The 21,942-nt window shown below is 30.2% G+C and carries 19 protein-coding genes; all 19 read right to left on the bottom strand.

The genetic code is table 11. The features are described from left to right. Position 1: 1 nt before the first annotated feature. Positions 2–955, bottom strand: a complete 954-nt coding sequence (locus Q1J60_RS10820) for a DHH family phosphoesterase (RefSeq protein ID WP_300262045.1) — start codon at positions 953–955, stop codon at positions 2–4. Positions 956–957: 2 nt separating this feature from the next. Then, positions 958–1,308: a 30S ribosome-binding factor RbfA gene (gene rbfA, locus Q1J60_RS10815; RefSeq protein ID WP_300262042.1), complete on the bottom strand. Its 351-nt coding sequence runs from the start codon at positions 1,306–1,308 to the stop codon at positions 958–960. Positions 1,309–1,329: 21 nt separating this feature from the next. Then, the gene (gene infB, locus Q1J60_RS10810; protein ID WP_300262039.1) at positions 1,330–3,369 is read right to left on the bottom strand and encodes a translation initiation factor IF-2; all 2,040 of its coding nucleotides are present in this window, start codon (positions 3,367–3,369) and stop codon (positions 1,330–1,332) included. Between the two features lie 29 nt (positions 3,370–3,398). After that, complete coding sequence (locus Q1J60_RS10805) at positions 3,399–3,701, bottom strand: ribosomal L7Ae/L30e/S12e/Gadd45 family protein (RefSeq protein ID WP_300262036.1); 303 nt, start codon at positions 3,699–3,701, stop codon at positions 3,399–3,401. Beyond that, a complete protein-coding gene (rnpM, locus tag Q1J60_RS10800) occupies positions 3,694–3,960 on the bottom strand; it encodes an RNase P modulator RnpM (protein WP_300262034.1) in 267 nt (88 codons plus the stop codon). Before rnpM ends, Q1J60_RS10805 begins: the two co-directional genes overlap by 8 nt. A 27-nt stretch (positions 3,961–3,987) precedes the next feature. Continuing rightward, entirely contained in the window at positions 3,988–5,088 is a 1,101-nt protein-coding gene (gene nusA / locus Q1J60_RS10795) for a transcription termination factor NusA (RefSeq protein ID WP_300262031.1), read from the bottom strand. 18 nt (positions 5,089–5,106) lie between these two features. Continuing rightward, a complete protein-coding gene (gene rimP / locus Q1J60_RS10790) occupies positions 5,107–5,571 on the bottom strand; it encodes a ribosome maturation factor RimP (protein ID WP_300262028.1) in 465 nt (154 codons plus the stop codon). A 232-nt stretch (positions 5,572–5,803) separates the two neighbouring features. Beyond that, positions 5,804–10,153: a PolC-type DNA polymerase III gene (locus Q1J60_RS10785; RefSeq protein ID WP_300262026.1), complete on the bottom strand. Its 4,350-nt coding sequence runs from the start codon at positions 10,151–10,153 to the stop codon at positions 5,804–5,806. A gap of 78 nt (positions 10,154–10,231) precedes the next feature. After that, the gene (gene ispG, locus Q1J60_RS10780) at positions 10,232–11,281 is read right to left on the bottom strand and encodes a flavodoxin-dependent (E)-4-hydroxy-3-methylbut-2-enyl-diphosphate synthase (protein WP_300262023.1); all 1,050 of its coding nucleotides are present in this window, start codon (positions 11,279–11,281) and stop codon (positions 10,232–10,234) included. 19 nt (positions 11,282–11,300) lie between these two features. Beyond that, positions 11,301–12,308, bottom strand: coding sequence for an RIP metalloprotease RseP (gene rseP / locus Q1J60_RS10775; RefSeq protein ID WP_300262021.1), 1,008 nt, complete (start codon positions 12,306–12,308; stop codon positions 11,301–11,303). An 11-nt stretch (positions 12,309–12,319) separates the two neighbouring features. Next, a complete protein-coding gene (locus tag Q1J60_RS10770; protein ID WP_300262019.1) occupies positions 12,320–13,474 on the bottom strand; it encodes a 1-deoxy-D-xylulose-5-phosphate reductoisomerase in 1,155 nt (384 codons plus the stop codon). Between the two features lie 361 nt (positions 13,475–13,835). Further along, complete coding sequence (locus Q1J60_RS10765) at positions 13,836–14,630, bottom strand: phosphatidate cytidylyltransferase (protein ID WP_300262017.1); 795 nt, start codon at positions 14,628–14,630, stop codon at positions 13,836–13,838. Positions 14,631–14,643: 13 nt separating this feature from the next. Continuing rightward, positions 14,644–15,405 (bottom strand): undecaprenyl pyrophosphate synthase, encoded by a 762-nt coding sequence (gene uppS / locus Q1J60_RS10760; protein ID WP_300262015.1) that lies wholly within the window; start codon positions 15,403–15,405, stop codon positions 14,644–14,646. Positions 15,406–15,470: 65 nt separating this feature from the next. Continuing rightward, positions 15,471–16,028, bottom strand: a complete 558-nt coding sequence (gene frr / locus Q1J60_RS10755; protein WP_300262013.1) for a ribosome recycling factor — start codon at positions 16,026–16,028, stop codon at positions 15,471–15,473. A gap of 13 nt (positions 16,029–16,041) precedes the next feature. Continuing rightward, on the bottom strand, positions 16,042–16,755 hold the full coding sequence (gene pyrH, locus Q1J60_RS10750; RefSeq protein WP_300262011.1) for a UMP kinase: 714 nt from the start codon (positions 16,753–16,755) through the stop codon (positions 16,042–16,044). Positions 16,756–16,847: 92 nt separating this feature from the next. After that, positions 16,848–17,759: a translation elongation factor Ts gene (gene tsf / locus Q1J60_RS10745; protein ID WP_300262009.1), complete on the bottom strand. Its 912-nt coding sequence runs from the start codon at positions 17,757–17,759 to the stop codon at positions 16,848–16,850. An 80-nt stretch (positions 17,760–17,839) separates the two neighbouring features. Next, complete coding sequence (gene rpsB / locus Q1J60_RS10740; protein ID WP_300262008.1) at positions 17,840–18,541, bottom strand: 30S ribosomal protein S2; 702 nt, start codon at positions 18,539–18,541, stop codon at positions 17,840–17,842. A gap of 379 nt (positions 18,542–18,920) precedes the next feature. After that, on the bottom strand, positions 18,921–19,697 hold the full coding sequence (gene codY / locus Q1J60_RS10735) for a GTP-sensing pleiotropic transcriptional regulator CodY (RefSeq protein WP_300262006.1): 777 nt from the start codon (positions 19,695–19,697) through the stop codon (positions 18,921–18,923). Between the two features lie 140 nt (positions 19,698–19,837). Beyond that, the gene (topA, locus tag Q1J60_RS10730; protein ID WP_300262004.1) at positions 19,838–21,940 is read right to left on the bottom strand and encodes a type I DNA topoisomerase; all 2,103 of its coding nucleotides are present in this window, start codon (positions 21,938–21,940) and stop codon (positions 19,838–19,840) included. Between the last annotated feature and the right edge of the window lie 2 nt (positions 21,941–21,942).

Genomic DNA, 21,942 nt, shown 5'->3' with positions numbered 1-21,942 from the left:
ATTACACCATCTCTTTTGCAAGTATTTCTAATATATTATTTTTAGCTTCATCTATACTTACATTTTTAATGAATGCTCCTGCAGCTTTTGTATGACCTCCGCCACCAAAGTTTTCTGCAATCTTTCTAACATCTAATGTATCTTTAGATCTAAAACTAACTTTTACTCCTTCATCTACCTCTTTAAGAAGTATGCATCCTTCTACACCTTTTATTTGATTTCCTAATGATACAACATCCGAACTATTTTGAACTTCTTCACCAATAGAATCTATCATATTTTTAGTAATTCTCATAAGAACTATTTTGTTATTGCAAACTAGTTCCATATCTCCTAAAACTAAAGACATTAGTTTCATTTTAGCAAAAGGTTTATTATCAAATATATTTCTATGAATTTCATCATGTTTTATATAATTAACTAATTCTCCTGCTATTATATGAGTTCTTTCAGTAGAATTTGAATATCTAAAAGAACCGGTATCAGTTATTAATGATGTATATAAACATTTAGCTATATTTTCATTAATTTCAATCTTCAACTCCTTAAGCAACATAAATATTATTTCAGCTGTTGCTGAAGCCTCTGTATCTACATAGTTAACAACACCATACTTATCATTTGATAAATGATGATCAATATTAACTAAATTTCCTTTGAATCCACTTAAATCTGCAGAAATTCTTTCAATATTTCCACAATCTAATACTATAACACAATCAGTATCTTCTGATGGTTTTATAACTTCTCCAGTTATTTCCTCAACATAAGGCAGAAAGCTTAGGTTATCTGAGACTAAGTCTTTAGAGATAACATAAGCTTCTTTACCATAAATTCTAATGCCTTGAAGTAGTGCTAAAACACTACCTAAGGCATCACCATCTGGAGATACATGATATGTTATACCAATTTTCTTACTTTTATTTATAATTGATATTACATCATGAAATCTCATTTTTATTTCTCCTTGATTTTGTTTAGCAATGATTCAATATACATTGCATTATCTATAGAATTATCTTCTTCAAATAATATTTCAGGAGTACTTCTTAGCTTAACTCTATTTCCAACTTCTTTTCTTATAAAGCCAGCTGAACTTTTTAGAGCTTTTAAACTTTCCTCTTTTTCTTCATCACTTTTAGCGAATAGACTAACAAAAACTTTAGCATATCTTAAATCTTTAGTAACTTCAACTTGAGTTACACTCACCATTGCTGTTAGTCTAGGATCTTTTATTTGATTTCTTATTATATCACTTACTTCTTTTTTTACTTCTTCATTTATTCTTTTACCTCTGAAGTTAGTCATGTAAATCACCTCTTTATAAAATTAAAGTTCTTTTCTTTGAATAGCTTCCATAGTATATGCTTCTATTATATCGCCTTCTTTAATATCATTGAACTTTTCTACACTAAATCCACACTCATATCCAGCATTTACTTCTTTTACATCATCTTTAAATCTCTTTAATGATGCTAACTTAGATTCAAATATTACAATACCTTCTCTTATAACTCTTACATCTGCATTTCTAACTAATTTACCAGTTAATACATATCCTCCAGCAATTGTTCCAACATTAGAAATTTTATAAGTAGCTCTTATTTCAGCGGTACCTAATATAACTTCTTTATATTCAGGATCTAACATACCAATCATGGCTGACTTAATATCTTCTATAGCGTCGTATATTACTCTGTATGTTTTAACTTCAACTCCATCTCTTTCTGAAGCTACTACAGCATTGTTATCTGGTCTAACATTAAATCCTATTACTATAGCGTTAGATGCAGCAGCTAATGTTATATCTGTTTCTGATATAGCACCAACAGCTCCATGTATAACTCTTACCTTTACATCATCAGTTGATAATTTTTCTAATGATGCTTTTATAGCTTCAACAGAACCTTGAACATCTGCTTTAACTATAACTGAAAGTTCTTTGACTGAACCTTCTTTAATTTGGCTATATAAATCTTCCAATGAAACCCTATGTGAAGTTGCGAAACTTTCCTGTCTTATTTTTTCTTTTCTAGCTTCAGCCATATTTCTAGCTGTCTTCTCATCTTTAACAACTGTGAATCTATCTCCAGCAGCTGGTACTTCTGAAAGACCTAAAACCTCAACTGGAATTGATGGACCAGCTGATTTTATCTTCTTACCTGAGTCATCAAACATAGCTCTTATTCTTCCGTAAGTGCTACCAACTATAATTGAATCTCCCATGTGTAAAGTACCATTTTGAACTAGTAATGTTGCTACAGAACCTCTACCTTTATCTAATTTAGCCTCTACAACTGTTCCTTTTGCTTTTCTTCCAGCATCTGCTTTTAATTCTTGCATTTCTGAAGTTAAAAGAACCATTTCTAATAGAGTATCTATGTTTTCTCTATTTTTAGCTGAAACTGGTACTGCTATGATATCTCCACCCCAGTCTTCAACAACTAACCCATGCTCAGTTAATTCTTGTTTAACTCTATCTGGATTAGCACCTTCTCTATCCATTTTGTTTATCGCAACTATCATTGGAACGTTAGCTGCCTTACAGTGATTTATAGCTTCTACTGTTTGTGGCATTATTCCATCATCAGCTGCAACAACTAAAATAACTACGTCTGTTATTTGAGCTCCTCTAGCTCTCATTGCTGTGAAAGCTTCATGCCCTGGTGTATCTAAGAATGTTAAAGTTTCTCCGTTTACTTCAACAGTATAAGCACCTATATGTTGAGTTATTCCACCTGCTTCTGTACTTGTTACCTTTGATTTTCTTATAGCGTCAAGTAATGAAGTTTTACCATGATCAACGTGACCCATTACTGTTATGATAGGTGGTCTCTTAGCTAGATTTTCTTCTTCTACATCAGTATCTTCTTCGAACTCTTCTAAAGTATTCTCTTCTTCTTTTTCATAAACTGCAACCTCGTACTTTTCAGCAACTTTTTCAGCTGTTTCAAAATCTATTTCTTGGTTTATAGCAGCCATTACTCCTGTGAAGATAAGAGTTTTTATAACATCATTAACTGGTTTATTTAATTTCTCAGCTAATTCTTTAACTGTTATAGTTTTTCCAATTTCTATAACTTCAACACCTTGTTCTAAAGCATCATCTTCGCTACTTTTTTTCTTTTTCTTTTTCTTCTTAGCAACATTATTAACTTCTTCAGCTAATTCAGCTTCATATTCAGCAACCAATTCACTGTTTGTTTCACTTCCTGCTAAAAGCTCTTTTATTAATGCAGCATCTTCATCTTCTATAACGCTCATATGGTTTTTAACCTCAACGCCAAACTCATCCATTAATACGTTTATAAGAACTTTACTTGGAACTCTTAACTCTTTTGCCAATTCATAAACTCTTATTTTTGACATATATTCACCTCCGAAAATTTTTAGATGAACTAATTATTATTAGAATATGACAAAAGTTTTTCTGCCATATTCTCATCAGTTACTCCTAATATATTTATTTCGTATCTACCTATACTATATCCTAATTCTTCCTTTGAAAAATCATCTATGTATGGTATATCATACTGTTTACAGTACTTAACGAATTTATCTTTTGAACGATTTGAAATGCTATTTGAGAAAATAAATAAGTAGATCTTACTTCTTTTCATTTCCTCTTCACATTTATTATAACCCTCCAAAAGTTTACCAGCTCTTTTTGTAAGTCCTAAAAAATTAAGAAATTTATCCATTTATTATCTCATCCCTCAATCTATCATAGACTTCATCTCCAATGTTAGATTGAAGATTTTTATTTAATCTTTTTGCTTTAAATGCTTTTTCTAAACATTCAACACTTTTACAAATATAAGCCCCTCTTCCTGATTTTTTACCAGTTAAATCTACTGAAACTTCACCTTCAGCATTTTTAACTATTCTTATCAATTCTTTTTTAGGCTTCATTTCCATGCAACCATTGCACATTCTCATTGGAATTTTTTTAGGTTTCATCTTGTCACCTCCAAAGTCTAGAAGTTATTATTCTTCTATTATAGTATCTTCTTCAACAACAATATTTTCTTCTTGTAATAATTCTTCTGCTTTAGATTTGCTCTTTATATCTATTTTCCAACCAGTTAATTTAGCTGCTAATCTAACGTTTTGTCCTTCTTTACCTATAGCCAATGATAATTGACTATCATCAACTATAACCTTAGCTGATTTAGTTTCTTCATCAGCTTCTACGCTTATAACCTTAGCTGGACTTAAAGCATTTTCTATATACTCAGATGGAGTATTACTCCATTTTATTATATCAATTTTTTCATTTTTTAGTTCATTAACTATATTTTGAACTCTAACACCCTTAGGTCCAACACAAGCTCCCATAGCATCTACTGATTCATCATTTGAATAAACAGCTATTTTAGTTCTTGATCCAGCTTCTCTAGCTATGCTTTTTATTTCAACTATTCCTTCATATATTTCTGGAACTTCTAATTCAAATAATCTTTTAACTAAACCTGGATGTGTTCTTGAACATAAAACTGAAGCCCCTTTAGATGTTTTCTTAACTTCAACTACATATAATTGTAATTTTTCATTGAAGTTATATTTTTCTGTAGGCATTTGTTCATTTGGTCCTAAAACACCTTCTATTTTTCCTAAGTCTACAAATACATTACCTTTATCTTTTCTTATTACTGTACCAGGTAATATGTCAAATTCTTTTTCTACAAATTCTGAGTAAATTACATTTCTCTCAGATTCTTTTATTCTTTGGATAACCATCTGTTTAGCAAGTTGTGCTGCAACTCTTCCAAAGTTTTTAGGTGTTACTTCTATTTCTACTATGTCATCTAATTGATAAATAGCACTAATATCCTTTGCATCTTCTAAACTTATTTCTGTTACATCATCATAAACTTCTTCAACAACAACTTTTTGAGCATAAACATGGATTTCTCCTGATTTTTCATCACGTTTTACCTTTACATTTTGTGCAGTCGTTCCTGAATTAGAAAAATTTTTCTTATAAGCTGCTATTATAGCATCATCTATAGTTTCTAATAAAGCCTCTACTGAAATTCCTTTCTCTTTTACTATTTCAGATAATGCCCCTAGAAATTCTTCATTCATTTTTAAACCCTCCTTAAATTATATCTCCCCTTCAAGGTTAGCTGTCTTAATTTTATCTTTAGGAACTTTTATTTCATTTCCTTCACATTCAACTATTATTTCATTTTCTTGTACATCTTTAAGAATTCCTTTTACATTTTTTCTTCCGCTTAAAGAACTCTTAAATCCAACAAAAACTTCTTTTCCTATAAATCTATTAAAATGCTTATCAGTATATAACTTTCTATTTAATCCTGGTGATGAAACTTCTAAGAAGTAAGCATCTTTTATTGGATCTTCTATATCAAGCATATCACTTAATGCTCTACTTACAATTTCACAATCTCTTAGAGAAATTCTTTCCTCTGGATTTTCTATATATAATCTTAAATAATATTCATTATTTTCTTTTACATATTCAATATGATATAAATCATATCCCTTTTCTTTAACTATAGGAGCACAAAGTGCTTCAAGATCAGCTACAAGTTGTTCTTTTTTCATTATACTTCCCTCCCTTATTAAGTTTTAAATATTTACTTTATTGTACCCAATAAAGTAAATACCTATTAATTTATATAATAATAGGTATGCAAAAACGCAACTTTATTCTAAGTTGCGTTACAAATAGAAAGAGCGGGCTTTTCTGTCCCACTCCTTTACCTCAAACTATTAGTAAAAAACTTCTACTTATATAGTAACATAGTATATTTTATATTACAAGAAATTTTTAAAATTAGCCAAACAAACTAAGTTGGTTACTTTCTTGCATTCCTTCTAAGCATCCATGATTATCTAAAGTTTCTATTACAGTCTTTGAAACTTTAGATCTAAGTCTTAAATCTTCCTTTGAAATAAATTCTCCGTTTATTCTACATTCAACTATACTTTTTGCTGCATTATCTCCAACTCCTTGAAGAGCATTTAATGGAGGTCTTATACCATCTTCTTCTATCTTAAATTTAGTTGCTTCTGATTTATATAAATCAACTTTCAAGAAATTTAATCCTCTTTTATACATTTCATAAGAAATTTCTAAAATTGTTAAAAGCCCCTTTTCTTTTACTGATATATTATTTCCCATAGAATTTAATTCTTCCATTTTTGCCTTTATTGCTTCTTCACCCTTACAAATCAAGTCAGCATCAAAATCATCAGCTCTTACTGTAAAATATGTTGTATAGTAAGCTTCTGGATAATAAACTTTATAATATGCTATTCTAACTGCCATCATAACATATGCAACAGCATGGCCTTTAGGGAACATGTATTTTATTCTTTTACAAGATTCAATGTACCAATCCGGCACCTCTTTTTCTCTCATTAAAGCTTCATCCTCTTCACTAAGACCTTTTCCCTTTCTTACTTTTTCCATTATAGTGAATGCGGTCTTAGGAGGAAGATCTTTATACATAAGATAAACCATAATATCGTCTCTTGTTGCTATACAGTCTTTTAATGTAGTATAACCTTCTTTAATAAAGTACTGAGCATTATTAAGCCAAACATCAGTACCATGTGAAAGTCCAGATATTCTCACAAGGTCTGCAAAACTCTTAGGTTGAGTGTCCACAAGCATCTGCCTAACGAATTTAGTACCGAACTCAGGAAGTCCATAACTACCAACCTCACATCCTAATTCTTCTTTAGTTACCCCCAACGCCTCTGGTGATGTGAATAAACTTATAACCTTAGGATCATTTAAAGGTATTGTCTTAGGATCTAATCCAGTTAAGTCTTGAAGCATTCTAAGAACGGTAGGATCGTCGTGTCCAAGTATATCAAGCTTAAGAAGTCTACCACTTATTGAATGGTAATCAAAGTGAGTGGTTATAATATCTGTGCTAACATCATCAGCTGGATGTTGTATTGGACAAAAATTATATATTTCATTGTCACTCGGAACAACCATGATTCCCCCTGGATGCTGTCCACTAGTTCTTTTTATTCCTGTACATCCAATAGTAAGTCTTTCTATTTCTGCTTGAGATACAACTAATCCTCTTTCTTGAAGATATTTTTTAACAAAACCATATGCTGTTTTTTCAGCTACTGTACCTATAGTTCCAGCTTTAAATACATACCCTTTTCCAAAAAGAACCTCTGTGTACTTATGTACAACAGCTTGATATTCTCCTGAGAAATTGAGGTCTATATCTGGCTCTTTATCCCCTTCAAAGCCTAAGAATGTTTCGAAAGGAATATCATGACCATCCTTAATATACTCAGCTCCACAATCAGGACAATTTTTATTTGGTAAATCTGCTCCTGAACTTATAGAACCATCCAAGAAAAATTCTGATTTCTTACAATTTGGACAAACATAATGAGGAGGTAATCCATTAACCTCTGTTATATCTGACATTGTTGCAACGAAAGATGAACCAACAGACCCCCTTGAACCAACTAGGTAGCCATCTTCTAAAGATTTAGCAACCAATTTTTGCGCTATAAGATAAAGTACTGCATATCCATTATTTATTATAGAATTAAGTTCTTTATCCAATCTTTTTTGAACAACTTCTGGAAGATTTTCTCCATATATACTATGAACCTTATTCATAGTCATATTTCTTATATCTTCCTCAGCCCCCTCTATCTTAGGAGGAAACGTTTCATCTGGTATAGGTTTTACAATATCAACCATATTAGCTATCTTCTGAGTATTTTCTACTACAACTTCTTTACAAGCTTCTTCCCCTAAATATTCAAACTCTTTCATCATTTCATTAGTAGTTCTAAAATATAAAGGTGGTTGATTATCTGCATCTCCATATCCTTGACCAGCCATTATTATTCTTCTAAACACTTCATCATTAGGATCTAAGAAATGACAATCACATGTTGCTACTACCGGTTTATCCATTTCCTTTCCTAAATCATATATTTTTCTATTCAACTCTCTAAGTTCTTCTTCATCTTTTACATTTCCTTTTCGTATAAGGAATTCATTATTTTGTATTGGTTGAATTTCTAAGTAGTCATAAAAAGATGCTATTTCTTTTAATTCCGCATCTGTCTTTCCTTCTAAAACTGCCTTATATAATTGTCCTGCTTCACAAGCTGACCCAATTATTAATCCTTCTCTATACTCAGTTATTATACTTTTAGGAAGTCGTGGTCTTCTAGCAAAGTAATCTAAATGAGCCATAGAAACTAATTTATATAAATTCTTAATTCCAATTTGATTTTTAGCCAATATTATTATGTGATGTAGTGGAAGTTTTTTTATATCTATATTTGATAGATACTTCTCATTTAAAGTCTTAACATCATGAATATCCATTTCTTCTTTCATCTTTTTGAAAGAAAACTTTAATATTTCGGCAGTAGCCTTTGCATCATCAACAGCTCTATGATGATTTTCAAGACTAATCCCTAAATGTTTAGCAACTATATTTAACTTAACCTTTTTTAAATCTGGATAAAGATATCTAGCTAAAGGTACAGTATCCATTACAGGATTCTTTAAAGTTTTTCCCATATCGGCTAAGTTCTTTTTTATAAAACCAACGTCAAATGAAGCGTTGTGTGCTACCAATACAGATTCTCCTACAAAATCCATAAACTTAGGAAGCACCTCATCTATAGTAGGCTGTCCATTAACCATATTTTGAGTTATGCTTGTAAGTTCTGTAATCTTATATGGAATATTTACCTTTGGATCAACAAAAGCACTAAAGGAATCCACTATTTCTCCACCCTTTAACTTAACAGCACCAATTTCTATAATCTTATCATTTTTGCTTGAAAACCCTGTTGTTTCTATATCAAAAACTACATATTCATCATCAAAAGATTCATTATTTCCATTAATAACTATAGGAGTTCCATTATCCGCTAAATATCCCTCTACTCCATAAATAACTTTTATATTATTCTTTTTAGCAGCTATTTGAGCATCTGGAAAGGCCTGAACAACACCATGGTCTGTTATAGCTACAGCCTTATGTCCAAACTTTGCTGCTCTCTCAACAATTTTACTTGCAGCAGTTACGGCATCCATTGAGCTCATAGTTGTATGCATATGAAGTTCTACTCTTTTTTCCTCTGCTGTATCCATACGCTCTATTTTTGTAAGCTTATTTATATCTCTAGCCATTATTACAACTTCCTTAGCATAAGGATCCATAGTAGCTTCTCCTCTAACCTTACAATAAAGACCTTTTTTCACATTTTCTAAAACATGTTCTTTATCTTTATCTCTTAAGAAGCATTTAACAGCTATAGAACTTGTATAGTCAGTTATAAAGAATGTAAGTATTATTCTACCTGTCTTAGTTTCAAAAATATCAGTTTTAAACACATCTCCTGAAATAGAAACAATTCCAGATCCCATATCTATACTACTTATATCTATAGTATCTCCTTGAATATTTCTTCCCAGTACAGTATTTTCATTCCTTGGCTCATCTTTATAAGTTTTCTTCTCATAATTGCCTTTATTCCCGCCCTTTGATTTATGTTTATTGTCATTATTTTCTTTTTTAACAGACTTTTCTTGAGAAGCTTTAGCTTTCATAGTTTCTATAGCTTTTTTAGCAATTTCTTTATTTTCATTTATTTTTTCATCATTATAATTCTTATTAGCTAAACTTTCATCATATTTAACTTCTACCAAAGAATTTATTCCAAAGAATGATTTTATATATCCCTTAATATCTCTATCTATATGTTTTCTATTGACAAAAGTACATAAAAATTCAGAACCATTTTTTATAATTATTTTTTCTTCTTCAATTACTATAGAAGAATTAAGTAAAACTTCTTTTAAAACAGGATGCTTCACTATAATTTTTTCGCAAACATGATTCCAATGCTGATCTACTACCTGTTTTAAAGTTATATCAGAAATATCTATATAGTACATAATTTCTATATTTATTTCAAAACCTATAGCTTTCTTTATGTAATTCTTAATTATTTTCTTTTGTTCTTCTGACAATTGATCTTTACTTTTTATTATAGTTCTTAAAGTATTACTCCTTTTCAACAATTGAAACTTAGTTATTTCAAACTCTAAATCATTAAGATTATCATCTGATTTTATAGATCTGTTAATCTGTTTAACAAACTCGTTACTCAAAATCTAAGCCTCCCTTTGAATTTTATTTTAATTTATCCCTATACGACATAAAGAAGGGATATTAATCCCTCCTTTAAACTATATTGTTTCTATTATCTTTATAAGCTCTTCAACCAAGTCTTCTTCTTTTACTTTTTTAATTATTTCACCTTTTCTAAATATAAGACCTTCACCTTTACCTCCAGCTATTCCAATATCTGCTTCTCTTGCTTCTCCTGGTCCATTTACAACACAACCCATTACTGCAACCTTTATATTTTTCTTGCAAGAACTTAGTCTTTCCTCTACTTCTTTAGCTATGTTTATTAAGTCTATTTGAGTTCTTCCACATGTAGGACATGATATAAACTCTACTCCTTCTTTTACATATCCAAAGTTTTTAAGAATTTCTTTACCTACTTTTATCTCTTCAACAGGATCTCCTGTTAAAGAAACTCTTATAGTATCACCAATTCCTTCTGCAAGTAAAGTTCCTATTCCTATAGCAGATTTTATTGTTCCTCTCCAAGGAGTACCAGCCTCAGTAACCCCTAAGTGAAGTGGATAATTTGTTTTTTGTGAAGCTATTCTATAACTTTCTATCATAGTTTCAACATTTGATGATTTCATTGAAATTACTATATCATGAAAATCTAAATCTTCTAATATTTTAACATGTTCTAGTGCACTTTCAACTAGAGCATCTGGGGTAGGCTTTCCGTATTTTGCTAAAAGCTCTTTTGATAATGATCCTGAATTAACCCCTATTCTTATAGGAATATTTTTTTCTTTACAAGCCTTTACTACAGCCTCTACCTTTTCTCTTGATCCAATATTTCCTGGATTTATTCTTATTGCAGAAACTCCATTTTCTATTGCTTTTAAAGCTAATCTATAATCAAAATGAATATCTGCAACTAGTGGTATATTTATTTTTGCCACTATATCTTTTATAGCACAAGCTGCATCTATATCTAAAACTGCACATCTAACAATATCACATCCAGCTTCTTGAAGCTCTTTTATTTGTTTAACCGTAGCTTCTACATCTTTTGTATCTGTATTGGTCATAGATTGAACGGAAACTCTAAAATCTCCTCCAACATATATGTTTCCAACTTTAACTTTTCTAGTTTCTTTTCTATTCACGATTAATTCCTCCAAATTTCTATAGTATCGGGAATATTATATCTTTTATAGTAACTAATACCATAAGTCCCATAAGCAACATGAATCCAACGGTATTTACAGCTTCAATATACTTGGCAGGTATTTCTTTTCTAGTTATCATTTGAATAAGCTCTATAAATATTCTTCCACCATCTAAAGCTGGGAATGGTAAAAGGTTAAATACTGCTAATTGAACACTTAAAAATGCCATAAACCATAAAAGAGTATTTGCTCCTGCCTTTGCTGCTTGCCCTGACATTTTAATTATTGTAACAGGACCTCCTACATCAGTTTTTAAATTTGCTTCTCCTGTAAAAATAGTTTTTAATGCAATAAAAGACTGAGATACAAGACTTCTTGTTTCATTAAATCCTTGTTTTATTCCTTGAAGCAAAGTAGGCTTTTTAATAAAATCATATCCTATTCCAACTTGATAAATTCCACTCTCATTTAAAATCGGCTTTACTGTTTTTGTTAAGACATCATTGCCTCTTTTTATTTCTAATTCAACTGGATTCCCCTTAGCTAAGGCTAATCCCATTACAAAATCATTAGTTGTATGAATTTTATTTCCATCTATTTTTAGGAATTCATCTCCCTTTTCAATTCCTATTTCTTGTGCTGGTGAATTAGGTACTACACTTGCTACTTTATTTTCTACAAAGCCAGAGCTCATAGCTAGCCCAATAAATATTATAAGGGCTAATACATAATTCATAAATGCACCTGCTCCCATAACAAGTATTCTCTGAATAGGAGTTTTTGCATTTAAGCTTCTTGAATCATCACTTTCATCATCTTCACCAAGCATTTTAACGAATCCACCAAAAGGAAGAATTCTTAAATTATATTCTGTTTCTCCAACTTTTACACCAAAAAGCTTTGGTCCCATACCAATAGCAAATTCCTCAACATAAATTCCATTTAATTTAGCTACAATAAAATGTCCAAGCTCATGAACTAAGATTAAAGCACTAAATGCTAATAAAGCAAAAATTATATACACTCTTTTCCCTCCTAGTTATATTTTTCATATATATATTGTCTTACTTCTTTGTCTAAATTTATTACATTATCAAGAGTAACCTCTTTGTTGTAATCAAAATCATTCATACACTCTTCTATTATCTCTGGTATTTGTAAATATGTTATCTTTTTATTTAGGAATAGTTCAACACACACTTCATTAGCCCCATTTAAAATTGTTGGCATAAGCTTTCCTTTTTCTCCTGCTTCATAAGCTAATTTTAAGCATTTAAATGTATCTAAATCTGGCTTTTCAAAAGTCAACTCTCTAATCTTGAATAAGTCTAATTTTTCACTAATATTTCCTTCTCTATTTGGATAATTTAAAGCATATTGAATTGGTAACTTCATATCTGGTACACCTAACTCAGCTATAACTGCTCCATCAGTATATTGAACCATAGAATGTATTATTGATTGTGGATGAACTACAACCTCTATATCTTTATAAGGACAATCAAATAACCAATGAGCCTCTATAACTTCTAATCCTTTATTCATTAGAGTTGATGAATCTATTGATATCTTTTGACCCATATTCCATTTTGGATGCTTAAGAGCTCTTTCTGGAATTACTGATTTCAAATCATCTATAGTAAATCCTCTAAAAGGTCCTCCAGAAGCCGTTAAAAGTATTTTATCAATTTTGTTATGTGCATTTCCTTGTAATGATTGAAATATAGCACTATGCTCTGAATCTACCGGAAGTATTTTCACTCCATTTTCTTTAGCTTCTCTCATAACAAGTTCACCTGCTACTACTAAAGTTTCTTTATTTGCTAAAGCGATATCTTTTCCTTTTCTTATAGCTTCAACAGTTGGTTTTAATCCAATCATACCAACAACTGAAGTAACAACTATATCAACTTCATCTAAAGTAGCAACTTTAACTAATCCTTCCATACCGTAGATAACTTCACATTTTAACCCTTCACTTTTCACCAAATCTACAAATCTTTTGTAAGACTCCTTATGATTTATTGCAACGTATTTAGGTGAAAACTCTTTTATTATATCCAATGTTAATTCTATATTTCTATTAGCTGTTATACCAACTAATTCAAAATCCTCTTTATGAAATCTTAATACATCTAAAGTTTGAGTTCCTATAGAACCAGTTACACCTAGTATAGATACTCTTTTCATATTCTTTCCTCCTAAGTTCTTCCTTAAACATAATAGACTAAAATTATCTATTTAACCTATTATATTATTTTATATCATTATATCTCTAAATACAATAATACACATTTATTATGTATTCTTTTAACAGAAAGTTGTCTATTCATTGATAAACCTTTTTTTCTAAATTAGATTTTTTTCTTTAAAACCATTCCCATCTTTATAAATATATCTACATAATAAATATACTCAAGTTATTACTTAATATTCTATCAATAACCTTATATTTTTCTTTTTAAATTAAATATATAATGAAAATATTTATCTCTAAAAATAAATATAAATAAAAAATTTTATAAAAAAATGCTTTAGAAAATCTAAAGCATTAAAATTTTAAGACAAGTGTTAAATAAAAGAATACTATTGTTCCAGCAAATAATATACTGTCAAATCTATCTAATATTCCACCATGTCCTGGTATTAAATTACTATAATCTTTTATTCCTGCGTATCTCTTTATTGATGAAGCAACTAAATCACCAAACTGACAGAATACTCCGCATAATATACCTATTATAAAGTAATGATATATAGGTATTAGAGAAAAACTATTATATATTATTATACCAAATATTCCACAAGCTAATGTACTTCCTAATATTCCTCCTATAGAACCTTCTATAGTCTTCTTAGGACTAACCTTTGGGCATAATTTATGTTTACCAAAGAATCTACCTGAATAATATGCAGTAGTATCACAAAGCCATGATGATAGGAATATTAACCAAACTAGGTATTGTCCACCTTCTTTGATGTTTACTAAGTGTATGAAGCTAAAGAAAACTCCTACATATATAAATCCTAAAATAGTAACTGCAACATCTATAAATGTGTATTCAATATCAAGTATAGGAACACAAAGTAATATAAATGTAGCTAGTATTATTAAAAATGATAACATTTCAAAATTATTTGAAGTTAAGTAATATAATATTAATAATATATATCCTGCTATAGAAATAGGCTTTAATTTTGCTACTTTAACAGTTTTATAATATTCATATAATCCTGCAAAAGACAGAACAATAGTAAATAACTTAAGCCAAATTCCTCCTAGGAATATAAAAGCAATAAACGGAGCCATTATAAGTGCTCCTACATATCTGCTATTAGATTTCACCCAAATCACCTCATTATTTAATTCCACCAAATCTTCTATCTCTATTTTGATAATCAAAAATAGCTTTTCTTAAATCTTTGCCATTAAAATCTGGCCAGTTTATTTGAGAATACCAAAATTCTGAGTATGCACATTGCCATAATAAGAAGTTGCTAAGTCTTTGTTCTCCACTTGGTCTTATTATAAGATCTGGATCTGGCATTCCTTTAGTATAAAGATATTCATTAAACATATCTTCATTTACATCCTCTGTACTTATTTTACCAGCTTGAACATCTTCTATTACAGACTTTATACCTTTAACTATTTCATTTCTTCCCCCATAATTTAATGCTAAACTTAAAACTACACCATTATTATTTTTGGTCTTTTCCATAGCCCCAATTATAGCTTTTTTGGGTTTTTCCGGGAATTTTGATAAATCACCAATAGTTTGTACCTTTACTCCGTTTTGATGAAGTTCATCAATTTCATTTTTTATGAATTCAACAACTAACTTCATAAGAGCATCGACTTCATCTTTGGGTCTTTTCCAATTTTCAGTAGAGAAAGCATATAAAGTTAGATATTTAACTCCTAATTTATCACATTCTTTTACAATAGTTTTTATAGTCTTAACACCAGCTCTATGTCCCATAGTTCTTGGAAGCCCTCTTTTTTTTGCCCATCTTCCATTACCATCCATTATTATAGCAATATGTTTTGGCATTTTCTCTTTACTTAGAACTATTTCTTCTGAATCTTCATTTACTTTTTTACCAAAAAAATCTAACATAGAAGGTTCCTCCTTATAATTCAATTATAAAATAAAAAACCTGCTAAAGAGCAGGTTTTTTTAAATTAAATTGACATAATCTCTTTTTCTTTAGCTACCACTATACTATCTATTTCTTTAACAAACTTATCTGTTAATTTTTGAATGTCATCTTCACCCTTTTTCATTTCATCTTCAGTTATAGTTCCTTCTTTTTTGAAGTTTTTAACTTTATCATTTGCATCTTTTCTTATAGATCTTATAGCAACTTTAGCTTGCTCTCCAACTTTTTTAACATTTTTAACTAAATTTTTTCTAGTTTCTTCAGTTAATTCTGGAACTAAAAGTCTTATTATAGCACCATCATTATTAGGATTGATTCCTAAATCTGATTTTAAGATAGCTTTCTCTATTTCCTTAAGCATCGGTTTTTCCCAAGGTGTTATAACTAACAATCTCGGTTCTGGTGATGAAACATTAGCTACTTGATTTAAAGGACACATACTTCCATAATACTCAACTTGAATTCTATCTAACATAGTTGGGTTAGCTCTTCCAGCTTTCATTGTAGCTAATTCTGAATTTAAAGAATTTATAGTTTTATTCATTTTTTCTTCTGATTTTTTTATAACGTCCTTAATCATTTAAAACTCCTCCTTATTTTTTGCTTACTATTGTTCCTATATTTTCTCCTAAAACAACTCTTTTGATGTTTTCAGGATTATCTAAAGCAAATACTAATATAGGTATGTTATTATCCATACAAAGTGATGTTGCAGTTGAATCCATTACTTGTAATCCTTGCTCAAGTACTTCTATATATGACAATTCATCATATTTTTTAGCATCATCGTATTTATGTGGATCTTTGTCATAAACTCCATCAACTTTTTTAGCTAATAATATTACATCAGCTTCTATTTCAGCTGCTCTTAATGCTGCAGCTGTATCAGTTGAAAAATAAGGATTTCCTGTTCCTGCTCCGAATATTACTACTCTACCTTTTTCTAAATGTCTCATAGCTCTTCTTCTGATATATGGCTCTGCTATTTCCTTCATTTCTATAGCAGTTTGTACTCTAGTGTCTACTCCTAAAGATTCTAATGAATCTTGAAGTGCTAAAGCATTTATTGAAGTAGCTAACATTCCCATATAATCAGCAGTAGTTCTGTCCATACCTTCTCCACTTCTACCTCTCCATATGTTTCCTCCACCGACAACTGCACCTACTTCTATTCCCATATCAACAAGCTCTTTTACAGCTTTTGCTATGTCCATTGCTATGTTAAAGTCTATCCCAAAACCATTTTCACCTGCTAAAGCCTCACCTGATAACTTAAGCATAACTCTTTTGTATTTACAACTTCCCATCTTAAACCTCCAAAAAGCTGAATTCTCTATTTTTGTTAATTTTTTATATCTATATTCTAAAAAAAGAGAACACAATGTGTTCTCTTATGTTATTATTTTCCGCCCATTTTAGCTACTTCTTCAGCGAAGTTTTCTTCTTTCTTTTCGATTCCTTCTCCTCTTTCGAATCTTACGAACTTAATTATAGTTATTGGAGAACCTACTTCTTTTGATTTTTCTTCTAATAATTTAGCTATTGACTTATCGCCATCTTTTACCCAAGCTTGATCTAAAAGACAAACTTCTTTACAGTATTTTTTGATTCTTCCCATTACCATCTTATCAACGATGTGCTCTGGTTTACCTTCATTAAGAGCTTGAGCTCTGTATATTTCTTTTTCTTTTTCTAAAGATTCTTGATCAACATCAGCTTCTGATAAGAATAATGGGTTAGCAGCAGCTATTTGCATACAAACATCTTTAGCAACTTCAGCTAATACTGGTGATGAAGCTTCACATGCTAATTCAGCCATAACACCTATTCTTCCGCCACCGTGAATGTAGCTTTGAACTAATCCATTTTCAACAGAAAATCTTTCGAATCTTCTTACGCTCATGTTTTCACCGATTTTAGCGATTAATTCAGTTAAAACTTCTTGAACAGTCTTGTCTCCGTCTAATTTTTCTGCTAATAATTCCTCTACAGTGTTTACATTTGAGTTAGCAACTAATTCTGCTACTCTTCCTGCAAATCCAACGAACTCTTCGTTTAAAGCAACGAAGTCAGTTTCACAGTTGATTTCAACTATTGAACCTTTTTTCATATCTTCTGATACGTAAGTTTTAACGATACCTTCAGCTGCTACTCTTCCAGCTTTTTTAGCTGCAGCTGCTAATCCTTTTTCTCTTAAAATTTCAACTGCTTTTTCCATATCTCCATTAGTTTCAGTTAGCGCTTTTTTACAATCCATCATTCCTGCGCCAGTTCTTTCTCTTAACTCTTTAACTGCTTTAGCTGTTATCATTGAAATTCCTCCTGACTATTTAATTAAAAAGGTAAACGAAGCAGAGAGCCTCATCTACCTTTTCAGTATTTATCTTAATATTACTCTGCTAATTGCTCGCCTTGTCTTCCTTCAATTATAGCGTCTGCCATTTTGCTAGCTATTAATTTAACTGCTCTTATAGCATCGTCATTTCCTGGAATTACGTAGTCAACTTCTTCTGGATCACAGTTAGTATCAACTATAGCTACTACTGGGATTCCTAATATTTTAGCTTCTGCTATTGCATTCTTTTCTTTTCTTGGATCAACAACAAACATAGCTCCTATGTTTGAAGCGTCTAGTTCTTTGATTCCACCTAAGTTTCTTTGTAATTTTTCTCTTTCAAGTTTTAACTTTATTACTTCTTTTTTAGGTAAAACGTCAAATGTTCCGTCTTGTTCCATTTCATCTAATTTGTTTAATCTGTTTATTCTTGTTTTTATAGTTGCGAAGTTTGTTAACATTCCTCCTAACCATCTGTGGTTAACGAAGTACATGTTTGATCTTTCTGCTTCTTCTTTAACAGCTTCTTGAGCTTGTTTCTTAGTACCAACGAATATTACGTCTTTACCAGCTTCTGATACTTCTCTTATAAAGTTGTAAGCTTCTTCAGCTTTCTTTACAGTTTTTTGTAAATCGATTATGTATATACCGTTTCTTTCTGTAAAGATGTAAGGAGCCATTTTAGGGTTCCATCTTCTTGTTTGATGTCCGAAATGAACACCAGCTTCTAATAATTGTTTCATTGAAATTACTGACATTATTTTTCCTCCTAGATTGGTTATTTCCTCCACTATCTTCTTTACTATAAGCACTACTTAAAGTAGCACCAGCTTATAGATTCGATAATGTGTGTATTTGTTACCTTTGATAGTATAACATAGGGTTATAAAAGTATCAACAAGATTTTTCAAAGTTTTATAAAATAATATTATGTCACCATTAAACTTTTCATATAATTAAATTTTATATCAAATTATCTATAAATATACTCAAAAAGACTAATTAATTATAAAGAATTACTTATTTCTATTAAATTTCTTATGAAATATGTAAGTAATAAATTTATGTTTATTTCATGTATTATTAGCTTATTATATAAAAAAAAGAAGAAGATGTAATAAACACCTTCTTCAAATATTATTTTATCTTTTTAAGTTCATACATTAACTTTTCGTTTAATATTTTTATATGAGTACCCTTCATTCCAAGACTTCTTGATTCAATAACTCCTGCACTCTCAAATTTTCTAAGAGCATTTACTATAACTGATCTAGTTATTCCAACTTTATCAGCTATCTTAGAAGCTACTAATAATCCTTCATCTCCATTTAATTCATTAAAAATATGTTCTACAGCTTCTAACTCTGAGTAAGATAAAGTTCCAATAGCTAATTGAACTACTGCTTTTTTACGAGCTTCTTCTTCTATTTCACCTTGTCTAACTCTTAGAAGCTCCATCCCAACTATTGTAGCACTATATTCTGCTAAAACTAAGTCATCCTCATTAAATTCTTCCCCAAACCTAGCTAATAATAAAGTACCTAATCTTTCTCCATTGCCAACTATAGGAACAATAGTTGATATTTTTTTAGATATTAAACATTCTCCTACCCCTTCAAAAACACATATACCTTTATTAGGTATATTGGCAATTGTATCTTGAATGTTTATTAATTTATTATTATAGTCTTGTGGAAATTTTCTATCAACAACAACTTTCTCTTTCATTATGTCACATTCAAATTTTTCAGAAAAAGAATAACCTAATATTCTACCTTTTCTTCCAACTAAATATACGTTGCACACCATAACATCACTCAATAATTGGCATATATCTCCAAAATCTATAGCTTCAGTACCTGATTTTTGTAAAATCTTATTTAATCTTCTAGTTTTACTAAGTAGTGTTGACATTATATCCTCCTCGCACCATTTTACAAAAGATGTAAATTTCAGAATTTTTAAAATATTCTATATTAACCTCATTATTTAAATATTAACATAGTAAATACTTCATTTCAACCAGTAATGCTAATGGAGATAAGGACTAAAAACTACTTTTCTAAATTATTTTCATCATTGCTTTTTTCAATTATTTTTTCATATTTACATTCTTTATCACTACACTGTAAATATTCACCTTTACTCTTAGAATATCTCTTAACCATATATGAACCACATTCTGGGCATTTTTCATTTGTTGGTTCATACCAACTTACGAAATTGCACTCTGGATAATTACTACATCCATAGAACCTATTTCCCTTTTTACTTCTCTTAACTAAAATTTTCCCTCCACATAATGGACAATTTGCATCAACCTCTTCAACTATAGGTTTTGTATTTTGACATTCAGGATACCCTGGACAAGCTAAGAAGTCTCCAAATCTTCCATGCTTAATAACCATAAGTCTTCCACATTTATCACAAGGTACATCACTAACTTTATCTTCTATAATAATCTTAGATATCTCCTTTTCTGCCTTTTCTATATCTTCTTTTAATGGAGTAAAGAATTCATCTACTATATGAGTCCAACTTTCTTTTCCAGCTTCAACATTATCAAGTTTAACTTCCATTTCTGCAGTAAAGTCAGTATCAACTATCTGCTTAAAATAATTTGAAAGTATATCATTTACTATAAAACCCAATTCTGTAGGTATAAGAATCTTTTTCTCTCTATCTACGTATTTTCTACTTATCAATGTAGATATTGTTGGAACGTAAGTACTTGGCCTTCCAATACCTTTTTCCTCTAAAAGCTTAACGAAAGCAGCCTCTGAATATCTAGCAGGTGGTTGAGTAAAATGTTGTTTACCTTCAATTGATTCTTCTTTTAAAACTTCATTTTCTTCTAATTCAGGTAAAAGTACTGATTCTTCCTCTTCTCCTGATATATACTCATAAACTTTCATGAAACCATCGAATTTTATAGTAGATCCACTAGCTCTCAATGTATAATCTCCATTTTTAATCTCTAAGCTATGTGTATTTAATATACATGTAGCCATTTGACTTGCTATGAATCTTTTCCATATTAAAGTGTATAACTTATATTGATCATTACTTAAGTTTGCCTTAGCAATCTCTGGTGTTATTTCAACATATGTAGGTCTTATAGCTTCATGCGCATCTTGTATATTTTTCTTTCCTTTATATACTCTTGGCTCCTCTGGCACATACTCTTTCCCATATGTTTCATCTATAAAGTTAAGTGCTTTTTCTTGAGCTTCCTTTGATATTCTAACTGAATCAGTTCTCATATAAGTTATTAAACCTACAGTTCCAAATTTTTTCACCTCAACTCCTTCATAAAGTTGTTGAGCTACTGACATTGTTTTCTTTGTCATAAAGTTAAGTTTTTTACTTGCCTCTTGTTGAAGAGTACTTGTAGTAAATGGGGCTAAAGGATTTTTATTTTTAGTTCCTTTTTTTATCTTGCTTACTATATATTCATCTTCTTTAAGTTCATCTATTATTTGATCTGCTTGCTCTTTATTTTTTATTTCTATCTTTTTCTTATTTTTAGTTGTTAACTTAACAGGAAAAGACTTCTTACCTTTTTTAAGTTTAACATCAACAGTCCAATACTCTTCTGGATTGAACTTCTTTATTTCTTCTTCTCTGTCACATATAAGCTTTAATGCTGCTGACTGAACTCTTCCAGCACTCAATCCCCATTTTACATTTCTCCATAGAATTGGACTTATTTCATATCCAACTAATCTATCTAACACTCTTCTTGCTTGCTGAGCATCTACTAAATTAGAATTTATTTTTCTTGGATGCTTTATTGAATTTTTAACAGCACCTTTTGTTATTTCATTAAATTCTATTCTACAATTCTCGTTTTCATCTATCTTAAGAACATTAGCTAAATGCCAAGATATTGCTTCCCCTTCTCTATCAGGGTCAGTTGCAAGATATATCTTATCACTTTTTTTAGCTAACTTTCTAAGTTTGCTTAAAAGTTCACCTTTTCCTCTTATTGTTATATATTTGGGATTATATTCATTTTCTATATCAACGCCTAATTGGCTTTTTGGCAAATCTCTTACATGTCCCATGGAAGCTTCGACTACATAATTTTTCCCTAAATATTTTTCTATTGTCTTTGCTTTAGCTGGTGACTCAACAATTACTAATTTTTGACCCATCG

The organism is Clostridium sp., assembly GCF_029258205.1.
GTDB lineage: Bacteria > Bacillota > Clostridia > Clostridiales > Clostridiaceae > Sarcina.
The sequence above is the reverse complement of the archived record's forward strand: the minus strand, read 5'-3'. Positions and strand labels throughout refer to the sequence as shown.